Origin of the sequence: Flavobacterium omnivorum, from assembly GCF_900099915.1 — a bacterium.
In the GTDB taxonomy this organism is placed as follows: Bacteria; Bacteroidota; Bacteroidia; order Flavobacteriales; family Flavobacteriaceae; genus Flavobacterium; species Flavobacterium omnivorum.
In genome coordinates this window covers 1-14,668 of the sequence record NZ_FNDB01000007.1, presented here as the reverse complement: position 1 = coordinate 14,668, position 14,668 = coordinate 1, and the positions used below count along the sequence as shown (strand labels likewise).

The 14,668-nt window shown below is 34.5% G+C and carries 15 protein-coding genes; 13 read left to right on the top strand and 2 right to left on the bottom strand.

The features are described 5' to 3' along the window. Nucleotides 1-5: 5 nt before the first annotated feature. From glpK to BLS90_RS08770, 13 genes are all read left to right on the top strand, one after another. Nucleotides 6-1,502, top strand: coding sequence for a glycerol kinase GlpK (gene glpK, locus BLS90_RS08830; protein WP_091257297.1), 1,497 nt, complete (start codon nucleotides 6-8; stop codon nucleotides 1,500-1,502). An 18-nt stretch (nucleotides 1,503-1,520) separates the two neighbouring features. Next, nucleotides 1,521-2,252, top strand: coding sequence for an MIP/aquaporin family protein (locus BLS90_RS08825; protein ID WP_091257296.1), 732 nt, complete (start codon nucleotides 1,521-1,523; stop codon nucleotides 2,250-2,252). A gap of 23 nt (nucleotides 2,253-2,275) precedes the next feature. Then, the gene (locus tag BLS90_RS08820; protein WP_091257295.1) at nucleotides 2,276-3,061 is read left to right on the top strand and encodes a hypothetical protein; all 786 of its coding nucleotides are present in this window, start codon (nucleotides 2,276-2,278) and stop codon (nucleotides 3,059-3,061) included. A gap of 163 nt (nucleotides 3,062-3,224) precedes the next feature. Further along, nucleotides 3,225-4,670, top strand: coding sequence for a tRNA (N6-isopentenyl adenosine(37)-C2)-methylthiotransferase MiaB (gene miaB / locus BLS90_RS08815; protein WP_091257294.1), 1,446 nt, complete (start codon nucleotides 3,225-3,227; stop codon nucleotides 4,668-4,670). Between the two features lie 60 nt (nucleotides 4,671-4,730). Continuing rightward, the gene (locus BLS90_RS08810; protein WP_091257293.1) at nucleotides 4,731-5,108 is read left to right on the top strand and encodes a GxxExxY protein; all 378 of its coding nucleotides are present in this window, start codon (nucleotides 4,731-4,733) and stop codon (nucleotides 5,106-5,108) included. 49 nt (nucleotides 5,109-5,157) lie between these two features. Next, entirely contained in the window at nucleotides 5,158-6,414 is a 1,257-nt protein-coding gene (locus BLS90_RS08805) for a sigma-54 interaction domain-containing protein (RefSeq protein ID WP_091257292.1), read from the top strand. A gap of 97 nt (nucleotides 6,415-6,511) precedes the next feature. Beyond that, a complete protein-coding gene (locus BLS90_RS08800) occupies nucleotides 6,512-7,015 on the top strand; it encodes an LptE family protein (protein ID WP_091257291.1) in 504 nt (167 codons plus the stop codon). A 76-nt stretch (nucleotides 7,016-7,091) separates the two neighbouring features. After that, complete coding sequence (locus BLS90_RS08795) at nucleotides 7,092-7,943, top strand: tetratricopeptide repeat protein (protein WP_091257394.1); 852 nt, start codon at nucleotides 7,092-7,094, stop codon at nucleotides 7,941-7,943. A gap of 3 nt (nucleotides 7,944-7,946) precedes the next feature. Then, the gene (gene secG, locus BLS90_RS08790; protein WP_091257290.1) at nucleotides 7,947-8,276 is read left to right on the top strand and encodes a preprotein translocase subunit SecG; all 330 of its coding nucleotides are present in this window, start codon (nucleotides 7,947-7,949) and stop codon (nucleotides 8,274-8,276) included. A 140-nt stretch (nucleotides 8,277-8,416) separates the two neighbouring features. Further along, entirely contained in the window at nucleotides 8,417-8,692 is a 276-nt protein-coding gene (locus tag BLS90_RS08785; protein ID WP_007137725.1) for a co-chaperone GroES, read from the top strand. 94 nt (nucleotides 8,693-8,786) lie between these two features. Then, nucleotides 8,787-10,415, top strand: a complete 1,629-nt coding sequence (gene groL, locus BLS90_RS08780; protein ID WP_091257393.1) for a chaperonin GroEL — start codon at nucleotides 8,787-8,789, stop codon at nucleotides 10,413-10,415. A gap of 175 nt (nucleotides 10,416-10,590) precedes the next feature. Further along, a complete protein-coding gene (locus BLS90_RS08775; RefSeq protein WP_139171402.1) occupies nucleotides 10,591-11,283 on the top strand; it encodes a hypothetical protein in 693 nt (230 codons plus the stop codon). Then, nucleotides 11,277-12,956, top strand: a complete 1,680-nt coding sequence (locus tag BLS90_RS08770) for a hypothetical protein (RefSeq protein WP_091257288.1) — start codon at nucleotides 11,277-11,279, stop codon at nucleotides 12,954-12,956. Before BLS90_RS08775 ends, BLS90_RS08770 begins: the two co-directional genes overlap by 7 nt. 72 nt (nucleotides 12,957-13,028) lie before the next feature. Here the strand turns inward: BLS90_RS08770 and BLS90_RS08765 are convergent, their stop codons facing one another. Beyond that, a complete protein-coding gene (locus BLS90_RS08765; RefSeq protein WP_073352721.1) occupies nucleotides 13,029-13,709 on the bottom strand; it encodes a DedA family protein in 681 nt (226 codons plus the stop codon). 273 nt (nucleotides 13,710-13,982) lie between these two features. Beyond that, a complete protein-coding gene (locus BLS90_RS08760; protein ID WP_091257287.1) occupies nucleotides 13,983-14,324 on the bottom strand; it encodes a heavy-metal-associated domain-containing protein in 342 nt (113 codons plus the stop codon). Nucleotides 14,325-14,668 lie beyond the last annotated feature (344 nt).

Genomic DNA, 14,668 nt, shown 5'->3' with positions numbered 1-14,668 from the left:
CAAAAATGAAAAACAAACTAATTCTTGCCCTTGACCAAGGGACCACATCTTCTAGGGCAATTGTCTTCAATCATGATGGAGAAATTGTCAACGTGTCTCAAAAATCCTTTGAACAAATTTTTCCAAAACCAGGATGGGTAGAACACGATCCAAACGAAATTTGGTCCTCACAAATGAGTGTTACTGCTGAAGTTATTGCAAAAGTAGGAATCTCAGGAAAAGAAATCGCCGCTATTGGTATCACTAATCAAAGAGAAACCACGATAGTTTGGGACAGAGAAACCAGTAAACCAATTTACAACGCAATTGTTTGGCAAGACAGAAGAACATCCAAATATTGTGACGCATTGAAAGCTGAAGGTCATGGAGATATGATCAAGGAAAAAACAGGACTTGTTTTAGACGCCTATTTTTCTGCCACAAAATTAAAATGGATACTAGATAATGTAAAAGGAGCTCGTGAAAAAGCAGAACAAGGAAAGTTGTGTTTTGGAACCGTCGACACCTGGTTAATTTGGAAATTGACCCGAGGTAAAATGTTCATGACTGATGTTTCCAATGCCAGCAGAACGATGTTATTGAATATCCACACAATGGAATGGGACCAAGAATTATTAAATTTATTTGATATCCCGCAATCGATATTGCCAGAAATAAAACAAAGCAGCGAGGTCTATGGAGTAACCTCAACCACTCTATTCTCAACAAAAATTCCAATAGCCGGAGTTGCCGGAGATCAGCAAGCAGCTCTTTTTGGACAGCTGTGCATCAATCCCGGAATGGTAAAAAACACCTATGGAACAGGCTGTTTTATGCTTATGAATACTGGTAAAAAGCCCGTTTATTCTAAAAACAACTTATTAACCACCGTGGCATGGAAAATGAATGGAAAAACAACTTACGCCTTAGAAGGCAGCGTTTTTGTTGGCGGTGCGGCCGTACAATGGCTGAGAGATGGCGCTAAAATGATTGATGCTGCCCATGAAATTGAAGAATTAGCAGCCAGTGTTCCAGACAACGGGGGCGTATATTTTGTCCCTGCACTAACAGGCTTGGGAGCGCCATATTGGGACCAATACGCTCGAGGAGCCATTGTTGGGATAACTCGAGGGACCACAAACGCGCACATTGCCAGAGCTACTCTTGAAGGAATCGCCTATCAAGTATATGATTTAGCAAAAGCAATGGAAGCCGATTTTGAAAAAAAGGGAATTGAACTAAGAGTGGATGGCGGAGCAGTTGCTAATAATTTACTGATGCAATTCCAATCAGATCTTTTTAATTTTAAAGTGATTCGTCCAAAGACATTAGAAACAACGGCCTTAGGAGCCGCTTATTTAGCCGGTTTGGCTATTGGATATTGGGACAGTGTAGATGAATTACAAAAACAATGGACAATAGACCGTGAATTTTCTCCCGAAATGCCCAGAGATACTGTAACAGAATTGGTAAAAAACTGGGGTAAAGCGGTGGGCCGAGCTGGAAACTGGATAGAAGATTAATCACTAAAACCTTATATTATGACTCCATTTATAGCAGAAATTCTCGGTACCATGCTTATGATTTTACTAGGTAATGGCGTAGTTGCCAATGTCGTTCTTAAAGGAACCAAAGGAAATAATTCGGGTTGGATTGTCATCAGCACGGCATGGGGCTTTGCTGTATTTGTTGGTGTTGCCGTTGCCGGTCCTATTAGCGGTGCACATTTAAATCCAATTGTCACATTAGGCCTAGCTCTGATAGGAAAATTCGCTTGGTCTCAGGTTGCTTCCTATATCTTAGCTCAATTCATTGGAGCCATGCTGGGAGCCTTTTTAGTTTGGCTCTCCCATAAAGATCATTTTGCCGCTACAGAAGATGAGGGCGGAAAACTTGCTTGTTTTTGCACGGGACCCGCGATTCGGAATTACTCATCCAATTTGATGAGTGAAATCATCGCCACTTTCGTGTTGATTTTTGTAATCTTTTATATCGCAGGCCCAGAACTGATAATGACTTCTGATACTGGCGCTGCAATTGGGCTTGGAACTGTAGGAGCTTTGCCGGTCGCTATTTTAGTTTGGGTTATCGGATTGTCCTTAGGAGGCACCACAGGGTATGCCATAAATCCGGCCAGAGATCTTGGACCGCGCATGATGCATGCCATTTTACCCATAAAAGGCGGTAGCGATTGGGGGTATGCGTGGGTTCCTATTGTTGGTCCTGTAATAGGTTCTTGTTTGGCCGCAATCTTGTATATGTTACTTCTCTAACCTTCTCTTTTTAAAGTAAAATCATGCGAAAATTATTTTTCACCTCTATAATCACTATTATAGCGCTAGCTGGATACGCCCAAAAAACGCCTGTTTCCGACACCATTCCGGTAGCTGTAGCAAACACAAAACCAAACCGACTGGATTTTGATGTAGAATTAAAAACGAGCCACCTCTGGAGGGGACTGGTCATCAGTGGGACCATGACTGCTATGGGAAACATTTATTATGCTTTGGACAAAAAACAAAATCTGACCGTTGGCCTTTGGGGCGGAAACGGGTTTGACGGAGACTACAAAGAAATTGATTATTACATTCAATACCAAAACAATGGTTTTTCAATTGCCGTGTGGGATCTATTCAATACCACAAATATTGAGAATCCTGCCGTTTTTAATTATGATCGAAAAACAAGCACACATATTATTGACTTGAGAACATCCTATCAATTTCCTGATCGATTTCCTTTGCGGATTGAAGCTGATTTTCTGCTATACGGCAATGACCGCGAATTGATGAATAATCTCGATTATAAAAACAGGTATTCAACCTATGTAGAATTAGGATATCCGTTCTTGAAAAGTCAAAAAATCACTTTACAGGCCTATTTAGGTGCCGGATTTGCACTAAACGGAGCCTCCCATTTATATACAGATGATCCTAACAGTAATTTTGATATTGTAAATACTGGAATCAAAGCGTACAAAAACATTCACATTTTAAATTACAAACTTCCTGTTTCCGCAGTTGCAATGTGGAATCCAGCCCTTAAAATTGCCCGAATTCAATTGGGTGTGGTATTGTTCTGATCACAAACACAACGACATCTTATTTGCTAGTAAAAACGTTGTTTTAGAAATAAAGGAACGTTTTTTTTATTCCAAAACTAAAACACAAAACAATGTTAATTCTTAGTCTGACATCTTGTCATATTTATTGGAATTCACTTATCTTTGCACTTTAAATTACCCCATGGAGAAGATTATTGAAGAAAGTAAACAAGGCGAAAGCTTAGTTTTAGAGAATAAACCCGAGAATACTAAAAAACTTTTTATAGAAAGTTATGGCTGTGCGATGAATTTTTCGGATAGTGAAATTGTAGCTTCTATTTTATCAGGGAACGGATACAATACAACACAAATTCTAGAAGAGGCCGATTTAGTTTTGGTCAATACCTGTTCTATTCGGGACAAGGCAGAGCAAACTATTCGGAAACGTTTGGAGAAATACAATGCCGTAAAACGCATTAACCCAAAGATGAAAGTGGGCGTTTTGGGTTGTATGGCAGAACGCTTGAAAGACAAATTCCTAGAAGAAGAAAAAATAGTGGATCTCGTTGTGGGGCCAGATGCGTATAAAGATTTACCAAATTTACTCGCTGAAGTCGAGGAAGGACGTGATGCAATAAACGTAATTTTATCAAAAGACGAAACCTACGGGGATATTTCGCCGGTTCGATTGATGAGCAACGGAATTACGGCTTTGGTTTCTATCACGCGTGGTTGTGATAATATGTGTACTTTTTGCGTGGTGCCTTTTACTCGCGGACGTGAGCGCAGCCGTGAACCGCAAAGTATCATGACCGAAATTCAAGATTTATGGAACAAAGGTTTTAAAGAAATTACGCTTTTGGGACAAAACGTAGATAGTTTCCTTTGGTATGGGGGCGGTTTGAAAAAAGATTTTGCAACAGCATCAGAAATGCAAAAAGCTACAGCAGTAGATTTTGACCAATTACTCGAAATGGTAGCCGTTGGTTTTCCTAAAATGAGAATTCGATTTTCAACCTCTAATCCGCAGGACATGCACGAAAGTGTTTTGCATGTGATTGCCAAATATCCCAATATTTGCAAACACATTCATTTACCAGTACAATCTGGTAGTAACAGAATTCTGAAGGAGATGAATCGTTTGCACTCCCGTGAAGAATACATGACTTTGATTGATAAAATAAGAAGAATTATCCCAAACGGCTCGATTTCGCAAGATATGATTTCAGGTTTTCCAACAGAAACAGAGGAAGATCATCAAGACACATTGAGTTTGATGGACTATGTTAAGTATAATTTTGGTTATATGTATTCGTATTCGGAACGTCCAGGAACTTTAGCAGGACGAAAAATGGAAGACGATGTTCCCGAAGAAACGAAAGCCAGAAGATTACAGGAAATTGTTGATTTACAACAAAAACACGCTTGGTTCCGCAGTGAGGAATTCATTGGTCAAACCGTAGAAGTTTTGGTAGAGAAAGTTTCCAAAAAATCGACAGAAGAATTTTCAGGAAGAAATTCCCAGAGTATCACAGTTGTTTTTCCAAAAGAGAATTACATAATTGGTGATTTTGTAAATGTGAGAATCACTTCTTGCACCAGCGGAACATTGAAAGGAGAAGCAGTTGGTTTAAGTGAAATGAATTGATTTTTTTACCACAAATTTCGCAAATTCATTCAATTAAAATATATAACATGACTGAGTCTAATGAGTATTATTATAAAAAAAAATGAAAATTACGAAATAGTTGGTCTTTGTATGGAGGTACACAAAATACTTGGGCCTAGTTTACTTGAAATTGTTTATAAAGATGCATTAGAAATAGAATTCAGAAACCATAATATTCCATATGAAAGAGAAAAAGAGTACAATGTGGAATACAAAGGAATTATTTTGCCTCATAAATTTTATGCCGACTTTGTGGTTTATAGCGATATTATACCAGAAGTAAAATCAATAAAAGAAGTCAATAATGATCATCTTGCACAAACATTAAATTATATGAAATTAGCCGACACATCCATTGGAATAATAGCAAATTTTCAAAATAAATCGTTAGTTCACAAAAGATTAATAAATACCTAAAATTATAAATTTGCGATAATTTGTGTAATTTGTGGTTGAGAAAAAAAATATGGAATCAGTTCAAAACATAAAACAACGATTTGAGATTATCGGGAATGACCCAAAACTTAATCGTGCAATAGAAAAAGCAATTCAGGTTGCTCCTACTGACATTACGGTATTAGTAGCGGGAGAAAGTGGAGTTGGAAAAGAGAATATTCCTAGAATTATTCATTCGCTTTCGCATAGAAAACACGGGAAATATATTGCCGTAAACTGCGGCGCCATTCCTGAAGGAACGATTGACAGTGAACTTTTTGGACATGAAAAAGGGGCTTTTACTGGCGCAACAAATACGCGCGAAGGCTATTTTGAAGTAGCCGATGGCGGAACTATTTTTCTAGATGAAGTAGGCGAACTTCCCCTTACTACGCAAGTGCGTTTGTTACGTGTTCTTGAAAATGGGGAATTTATAAAAGTGGGTTCTTCACAGGTTCAAAAAACAGATGTCCGAATTGTGGCTGCTACCAATGTAAATTTATTCGATGCCATTGAAAAAGGAAAGTTTCGTGAGGATTTGTATTATCGTTTGAGCACCGTGGACATTACTTTACCGCCTTTAAGAGACCGCAAGGATGACATTCACCTATTATTCCGAAAATTTGTCGCTGATTTTGCCCACAAATATAAAATGCCTCCTTTAAAACTGGATGAAAATGCGGTTCAATTACTTCAGAAATTTCGTTGGAGCGGAAACATTCGGCAATTACGAAATGTAGCAGAACAGATTTCGGTTTTAGAAACCAATAGAGACATCTCCTCAGTAACCTTGCAATCCTATTTACCAGTACAAGGAAGTAATTTACCCTCTGTAATTAAAGACAAAAAGAGTGAAAGTGATTTTAGCACAGAAAGGGAAATCTTATATAAAGTTCTTTTTGACATGAAAAGTGACTTGAATGATTTAAAAAAACTAACGCTGGAACTGATTCAAAACGGAAGTTCAAAAGTGCAAGAGACCAATCAGAATTTGATAAAAAAAATATACGGTTCTAAAGAAAATGATAGTGAAATTGAATTTGAAGAAGAGCCAAGATCAGCCTTAATCGCTTCCCAAAATACGGAAGACGCATACCAAGAGAATGACGATAATTATCTTTTTGCAGAAACAATTGAGGAGGAAGAAACCTTGCGTTTAGAGCAAAAAGAAATTGAAATGATAAAAAAATCATTAGAAAAAAATAAAGGAAAACGAAAAGCTGCCGCCGATGAACTGGGTATTTCAGAAAGAACGTTGTATCGCAAAATCAAGCAATTTGATTTGTAGCTTTTTTACAAATACACGAAGTGGGAAATGGTTTGATTGAAAATGAATATATTTGACCCAACCTTTAGAACTGACCAAGCAATTTTTAAATTAGAAAATGAAACATATAAAACTAATTCTACTTTCAATACTTATTTTGAGCATCAATAGTTGCTCGGTTTATAACTTTACCGGAACTGGAAAAATTGACGCAGAGACTTTTCAAGTTGGATTTTTTCAAAATAATGCGGAGTTAATTGAGCCTGGAATTGATCGAACATTTACATTAGAATTACAAGATTTGATCCAGAATCAAACTAATTTAAATTTAGTCAAAAACGTTGCTGATTTAACTTATGAGGGAGAAATCATAGATTACAGAGTTAGTCCAATGACAGCAACGGCAGATCAAAGGGCCGCTCAAAATAGATTAACGATTCGGATAAACGTACGTTTCACCAATAAGAAAAAAGAAACCGATGATTTTGAAAAACCATTTACCTTTTTCTTTGATTATCCAGCAGAACAGCAATTAACGGGAGCCACATTAAATGCAGCTTTAAAAGAAATTTTTGAACGAATAACACAAGATATTTTTAATGAATCATTAGCTAAATGGTAAATTGAAGTTCGTTTGTTAAATGTTTTTTGTTCACTCAAAGAAACAGTTAAACAATACGGCTATTAAATACAAAACAATGAATGTAACCGATTATACCTATTTGATTAACAAACCCGATGCAATCCATGAAAAGCAAACGGAAGCTTTAGAAATAGTATTAAATGAATTTCCTTATTTTCAAAGTGCTAGAGCGATTCAATTAAAAGGATTGTACAATCAAAACAGTTATAGATACAATACTGCTTTAAAAAGAACAGCAGCGCATACCACGGATAGATCTATATTATTTGACTTCATCACTTCGGATACCTTTACTTCTATACATAAAAGTTTATACGATAAAAAAGCACTAGAAATTCTAGAAATCCAAGTGGTGGATAGCGAAATTCTTATTCTGGAGGGAAAATCAGAAATAAAAATAAACTCGTTAGAACACTCTATTCTGACTTCAATAAAAGAAGCTGCACCAGTTGAAACTGAAGTTTATTCAAAATTAGTTGAAGAGAAACTCGCTATTGGAAAACCGTTAGACTTTTCGAAAAAGGAACAACATTCCTTTCAAGAATGGCTACAACTTTCTCGCACGGAACCTATCAATAGAGAAATTGAGAACTCTAAAAATCAACTAGCTCCTATTATAGATGCTGATAAAAGAAAAAAAATAGAATTAATAGATAAATTTATCGAAACAAGTCCGAAGATTTCACCTGTAAAGCACGGCGTGCCCTCTACCGTTACTTTTGATCTAAATGCGGCTGATAATTCTTATTTGATGACAGAGACTTTAGCCCGTGTCTACTTGGAACAAAAAAAATATCAAAAAGCGATTCAAGCATATGAAATATTAATTTTGAAATATCCAGAAAAAAGTAGTTTCTTTGCGGACCGCATATCGGATATTAAGATTTTACAACATAATAATAATTAAACAATGAGCACATTTTCAATTTTTTTAGTTTTAATAACTATCGTTTGTTTTCTATTAATCGTAGTTATCATGGTTCAAAACCCTAAAGGTGGTGGATTATCTTCTACAATAGGTGGTTCTCAAATGTTAGGTGGCGTACAAAAAACAACTGACTTTTTAGACAAAAGTACTTGGACATTAGCAACTATACTTATTGCGCTTATTCTTCTTTCAAGCTTAAGCTTTACTGGAACCTTGAGTGATACTGATTCTAAAATCATTGACAATACAACTACAACCGCACCGGTAGCCCCAATTCAAAACACACCAGATGCAACAAATCCAGCAAAATAAAAATATATTTCCTATTTTAAAAATGCCAGCTTGTCAAAGCTGGCATTTTTTATAAGAAAATGTGTCAGTTATCATAAGCTGGCATAATTTCTGAAATCTTATTCTTTTAATATATTAAATAATACTAAAAACATAAAATCATGGCTTTAAACATCAAACCACTTTCAGACAGAGTTCTTATCGAACCAGTCGCAGCTGAGACAAAAACTGCTTCAGGGATTTTTATTCCAGATACAGCCAAAGAAAAACCACAAAAAGGAACTGTTGTGGCAGTTGGAAATGGTACAAAAGAACATACGATGACAGTGAAAATTGGAGATTCTGTACTTTACGGAAAATATGCTGGAACTGAATTGAAACTAGAAGGAAAAGATTATTTGATCATGCGTGAAGACGATATTCTTGCAATTATCTAAATTAAAGTGAGGATAAGCTCGACTTGTCCCTTCACAAAAACACGAAACTAATAATGAGGATGCGATTGCTTCGTACCTCGCAATGACAAAAAAAATGGCAAAAGATATAAAATTTGATATTGAGGCACGTGACGGATTAAAACGCGGTGTAGATGCATTAGCAAATGCAGTAAAAGTAACTCTTGGACCAAAAGGTCGTAATGTTATTATTGGAAAAGCTTTTGGTGGACCAACGGTTACTAAAGATGGTGTTACTGTCGCAAAAGAAATAGAATTAAAGGATCCATTGGAAAATATGGGTGCTCAAATGGTAAAAGAAGTTGCTTCTAAAACCAATGATTTAGCTGGAGATGGAACTACAACTGCAACTGTTTTGGCGCAAGCTATTGTAAAAGAAGGTTTGAAAAACGTTGCTGCTGGAGCGAATCCTATGGATTTGAAACGCGGTATAGATAAAGCAGTTGAAGCTATTGTTGCTGATTTAGCGAAACAAGCTAAAGTAGTAGGAAGTGATTCTGAAAAAATCAAACAAATCGCCTCTATTTCAGCTAATAATGACGAAGTAATTGGGGAACTAATTGCTACTGCTTTCGCAAAAGTAGGAAAAGAAGGAGTAATCACCGTTGAAGAAGCTAAAGGAACAGATACTTATGTTGATGTTGTTGAAGGTATGCAATTTGACAGAGGATATCTTTCTCCTTATTTTGTTACTAATTCAGAGAAAATGGAAGTAGAATTGGAAAATCCTTATATCCTTTTGTATGACAAAAAAGTTTCTTCTTTAAAAGAATTGTTACCCGTTTTAGAACCAGTTGCTCAATCTGGAAAACCATTATTGATTATTGCCGAGGATGTTGATGGTGAAGCATTGTCTACATTAGTAGTAAACAAATTACGTGGAGCCTTGAAAATCGCAGCTGTAAAAGCGCCTGGTTTTGGAGACAGAAGAAAAGCAATGTTGGAAGATATCGCTATTTTAACTGGAGGAACTGTAATTTCTGAAGAAAGAGGATACACTTTAGAGAACACAACTATCGAGATGTTAGGAACAGCTAAAAAAGTGACTATCGACAAAGACAATACAACTATTGTAAGTGGTGCTGGTGAAGCGGATATGATCAAAAATCGTGTCAACCAAATAAAAGGTCAAATGGAAGCTACTACTTCTGATTATGACAAAGAAAAGCTTCAAGAACGTTTGGCTAAATTAGCTGGTGGAGTTGCTGTACTTTATGTTGGTGCTGCTTCTGAAGTGGAAATGAAAGAGAAAAAAGACAGAGTTGACGATGCACTTCACGCCACTCGCGCTGCTGTAGAAGAAGGAATTGTTGCTGGTGGTGGTGTTGCACTTTTAAGAGCTAAACTTGCACTTAGCGCAATTAAAGCAGACAATGCTGACGAAGCAACAGGAATTCAAATTGTATCTCGTGCCATTGAATCTCCATTGAGAACTATTGTTGAAAATGCAGGTCTTGAGGGTTCTGTTGTAGTTGCAAAGGTGGCTGAAGGTTCAGGAGATTTTGGATACAACGCTAAAACAGATGAATATGTAGATATGCTTGCTGCAGGAATTATAGATCCTAAGAAAGTAACGCGTGTAGCATTAGAAAATGCTGCTTCGGTTGCTGGAATGATCTTGACCACTGAATGTGCATTGATTGATATCAAAGAAGATAATGGTGGTGGAAACCCAATGGGTGGCGGTATGCCAGGAATGATGTAATAGCACTTCCTTTAGATTAAAATTTAAAACAAACTCAAAATATTTAAATTTTTTAAAGAAAATGAGCTCGATTGTACTTCGGGCTCATTTTTTTTTTGCCTGTACAATTAAATTTGGCTTAGTTGTTGTTATTAATTTTCCTACTAAATCAATAACCAAAACCAACCTATTTATTATGATAAAACCAAGGCATTTTTTTCTACTCATTACTTTTTTAGTTTCTTCAGCTATTTTTAGCCAGAATAATGAAGAAACCGTCAAATCAAAGATTGGTGTTGTGCTTGAAAACTATTTTGAATTAGATAGAGAAGCAATCCATATCCATGTAAATAAATCAACATTTTTAAGCAAAGAGACTATATGGTATCAAGGATACATAGTTAATAGAAAGACTGATAAACCATTTTACACTTCCAATGTTTTTGTACTATTGTTAGACGAAAATGGAAAACAACTCTCTGAAAAATTAGTATTTGCTGACAATGGTGTTTTTTCGGGTCAAATTAAACTTGACCCCAATCTGGATTCCGGAAACTATTACATCCAAGTGTATACTAACTGGATGAATAACTTTATAGAAAATGAATCTACTTTGGTAAAAGTAAACATAATCAATCCGGACCAAGGCATTCGAGAAACAAAAAAAATAGTTAAAGAAACACTTAAAATTTACCTGAATCCAGAAGGAAAAAATCTTATTAGCGGAGTTTCAAATGCCATCGGGATACAAGTAAAAGATTGCAATAATAACACACCTACAGATCTTGAAGCAACTATACAAAATAGCAAAGGAGAGGCTTTGCAAACCGTCAAATTAAATAATTTTGGCTTGGGAAATTTTACACAATCCCAACTACACAAGTGCTAAAAGTAGTAGTGAAATATGAAGACAAAATTATCGAAAATAATTTGCCCCCTGCTAATTTAATAGGCGTTGCTATCGAAGCAAGTTCCTTCATGCTAGAGAAAACTACAATCAAAGTAAAAACAAATAAAAGTAGTTTCAATAGTATACAATTACGTGGATTAAATTTAGTTATTCATAAAGACCAAAATTACATCGTTGAACCTTTAAACATTAATCCTGATAACTTAGAGCAAATAATTGTTGTCAATAATACAGATTTAAATCCAGGAATTAATACTATCAGAATAATTGATAATGAATTAAAACAATGGTCTGAAAGACAAATATACATTAGTCCAATTTCGAAAAAAAATTATGATGTTATAAAAAATAATCAACAGGAAAACAATATAAAACTTGCTGCATTCTCCAATTTAACTAATAATATGGTTAGTATTTCTGTTTTGCCTGTAGAAACGAAAAGTATCGACGATAACAATTCTATCATTGCAGGATTGACTATCAACCCTTATATAAAGACATCTCTTTTAAATTCTAATTATTATTTAAATGATGTAAATAGATTAAAATATTACGAATTAGATTTGGCTCTACTGAATCAAGAAAGCCTAAAATATGATTGGGAATACATGAAACTGCAACCACCTACTGCAAATTATTCTTTTGACATTGGAATTAATTTAAAAGGAACAATTGCTAACCCACTTAAAAGCAAATCATTTCATAAAGTAAAACTAGTAAGCAGTAAAGAATTCATAACGGCATCAGCTGATGTTACTGAAAATGGAACTTTCGAATTCCAAAATCTGCTTTTAACAGATTCTACTTATGTTAATTTATCCTTGCATAAACAACCAAATTTTGAATATGTTGATGCAAAATTAGCGCTACAAGTTGTCAATAGAAAAAAACTATATAATAAAGTTTTTACTGGTCTTATTGAAAAGAACTGTAATTCAGAAAATGATACTATTAAAATCGTAAATTTTGATTTACCCCACTTTAAGGAAAAAACCATTCAACTTAAAGAAGTTGTATCAAAAAACAAAAAAAAACAATTGACCTATGGCAATATTCTTTCAAACAGAATGCTTCGTGGTCATAAAATTGATTTGACCAACAACTCTTCAAGTATTTTAAATTTTATAGAAGGAAATGGGTTCAAGGTCGAACGAACCATTGGCAAGATAAAAATATATAGTAGATTGCCTGGTGTATTACAACTACCCACACCTATTGTTTATATTGATGATAGGCAACTCTACTTTGATTATTATGAACTTGAATTTTTAAAAATGGATGATCTTGATGAAATCTATATTAACTCTCTAGCTTTAGTGCCAAGCATTAACAATAATCTTGGGATAATTAGAATTTACACCAAAAAACAACAAAATACTTACTCCAAAAAACCACATCCAAATTCGTTTTTTGTAAAAGATGCATTTTCAAAAAGTAGTACTTTTCAAAATCTAGAATACGAGAATGCTTCTAGTAACGGTTTTAATAATTTTGGCACAATTAGTTGGTTTACAAAAACAATTTCAGATTCAAACGGTAATTTCACATTTGATATTCTAGATTATAACAAAAAAAACTGCAAAATTATCATTGAGGGCATGAATACTGACGGACAAATTTTTCATGAAGAAAAGGTAGTTCAATTAAAGTAAATAGTAGAACAATTAAAAATGCCCCCAAATAGTTCTACACTGATTGGGGGCATTTCAATTTTTAAATTAGATTTATTCTTGAACTTTCGATTTTTTACTGAACTTGTAAATTACGGGTAAAACAGTAATTCCTACTAAAGCTAATACTATTAATTCAATATGCTCTTTCAAATCAATTTGATAATTATCAAGCAAAAAACCATATAAATAATGTCCGGCAAAAATTAACGTAAAAGACCAGATGAATGAACTCAGAACATTATAAAACATAAATTTTTGTTTGTCCATGGATACAATCCCAGCTACAATAGGCGCAAAAGTTCTAAATATCGGAAGAAAACGAGCAAAGATTATTGCTTTTCCACCGTATTTTTCGAAAAAATCTTTGGATTGAACCAAGTACTTTCTCTTGAACCAAAAACTATCCTGTTTATTGTACAAATAGTATCCACTTTTTGAACCAAACCAATACCCAACAACGTTCCCTAAAATTCCAGACAACGCTACAAATGTTGATAAAAGGACAACATTAAGAAAGTCATTATTAATAAATAAAATATTTTCTATTAATTCACGGCTATAAATTCCTGCTAAAAACAACAAACTATCTCCCGGTAAAAAGAAACCCGCAAAAAGACCTGTTTCAGCAAATACAATAAATAAAACTATATAAATCCCCAACTTAATTCCATTAACATCAAAATGAATATAAAAAAGTGGGTCAATTAAATTCTTCCAATCAAAATCGTTCATTCTAAGGTGTTTTATGCTAAAATTATTCGTGTGTGAAAGTACGGATAATATATCTCAACCACAATTTATGATTCTATTTTAAAGTTTTATTAACTATTTAAATTAGCCGAATTAACCTTGCATTGGCAACAACAAAATATTGTTTTTGCTATTTGGTATTCTAGCGCTTTAAAAACATCATTTTTTATAGTGAACAGCTATCATTTTATTCAAAAAAACATTAAAAATATGGCATTAAAAAAACCAAAGCTTTCACTTTGGTTTTCTTTAAAATTATTTTCGTTCATATTGGCAACAAGTGTGAAGTTTGTCATAATCTTCCTTTAAAGCCTTGACTTCATCGGTATCGTGACCAGCTTTTGCAATCGCTTTTTGAATCGTAAGAACATCCGTTTTCTGCTCATTAACAATCAAATATAAAGTGCCACAGTCCATATGCCAATCAGCAGATTTTACCCCCGAAACGCTTAGAGCACCTTTTTCAATTCTCTTTTTACACATTTCACAATTCCCGCTCACATGAAATTCAACTTTAGCGTTTTTATTTTTCACTTCCTGAGCCTGAATTGAAAAGCCAATAAATGTCAGCAACAATACTGCTAATATATTTTTCATTCTTTATTTTTTAACATTGTTGTCCGATAAAAATAATCGGAACGTTATTTTTTCTTTGTTTTTCAAGGCTTGACGAGGTTTAAACCTAGTTCAGCTTGTTTTTGACTACTTTCCTGAGAATTCGATGTACTAAAAAATATAATTTTTGGTTTCTTCTATCGAATTTTATCCGGTTGCTAAATAATCATCAAACAAACCCAATTGCCCATCGCTTTTGGTATTTAATTCCCAGTCTTTTTCAGGGCTTTCTAAAAATTTAGTTAGATGAATATAATTGAATAAATGAATTCTACAAAAACTAACTAAATTGGAAAAAGACCATTGTCTTTTCAAACTTTTCTTTA

Coding starts and splice junctions, on each gene's coding strand:
- glpK (WP_091257297.1), top strand. CDS start 6: ATGAAAAACAAACTAATTCTTGCCCTTGACCAAGGGACCACATCTTCT.
- BLS90_RS08825 (WP_091257296.1), top strand. CDS start 1,521: ATGACTCCATTTATAGCAGAAATTCTCGGTACCATGCTTATGATTTTA.
- BLS90_RS08820 (WP_091257295.1), top strand. CDS start 2,276: ATGCGAAAATTATTTTTCACCTCTATAATCACTATTATAGCGCTAGCT.
- miaB (WP_091257294.1), top strand. CDS start 3,225: ATGGAGAAGATTATTGAAGAAAGTAAACAAGGCGAAAGCTTAGTTTTA.
- BLS90_RS08810 (WP_091257293.1), top strand. CDS start 4,731: ATGAGTATTATTATAAAAAAAAATGAAAATTACGAAATAGTTGGTCTT.
- BLS90_RS08805 (WP_091257292.1), top strand. CDS start 5,158: ATGGAATCAGTTCAAAACATAAAACAACGATTTGAGATTATCGGGAAT.
- BLS90_RS08800 (WP_091257291.1), top strand. CDS start 6,512: ATGAAACATATAAAACTAATTCTACTTTCAATACTTATTTTGAGCATC.
- BLS90_RS08795 (WP_091257394.1), top strand. CDS start 7,092: ATGAATGTAACCGATTATACCTATTTGATTAACAAACCCGATGCAATC.
- secG (WP_091257290.1), top strand. CDS start 7,947: ATGAGCACATTTTCAATTTTTTTAGTTTTAATAACTATCGTTTGTTTT.
- BLS90_RS08785 (WP_007137725.1), top strand. CDS start 8,417: ATGGCTTTAAACATCAAACCACTTTCAGACAGAGTTCTTATCGAACCA.
- groL (WP_091257393.1), top strand. CDS start 8,787: ATGGCAAAAGATATAAAATTTGATATTGAGGCACGTGACGGATTAAAA.
- BLS90_RS08775 (WP_139171402.1), top strand. CDS start 10,591: ATGATAAAACCAAGGCATTTTTTTCTACTCATTACTTTTTTAGTTTCT.
- BLS90_RS08765 (WP_073352721.1), bottom strand. CDS start 13,709: ATGAACGATTTTGATTGGAAGAATTTAATTGACCCACTTTTTTATATT.
- BLS90_RS08760 (WP_091257287.1), bottom strand. CDS start 14,324: ATGAAAAATATATTAGCAGTATTGTTGCTGACATTTATTGGCTTTTCA.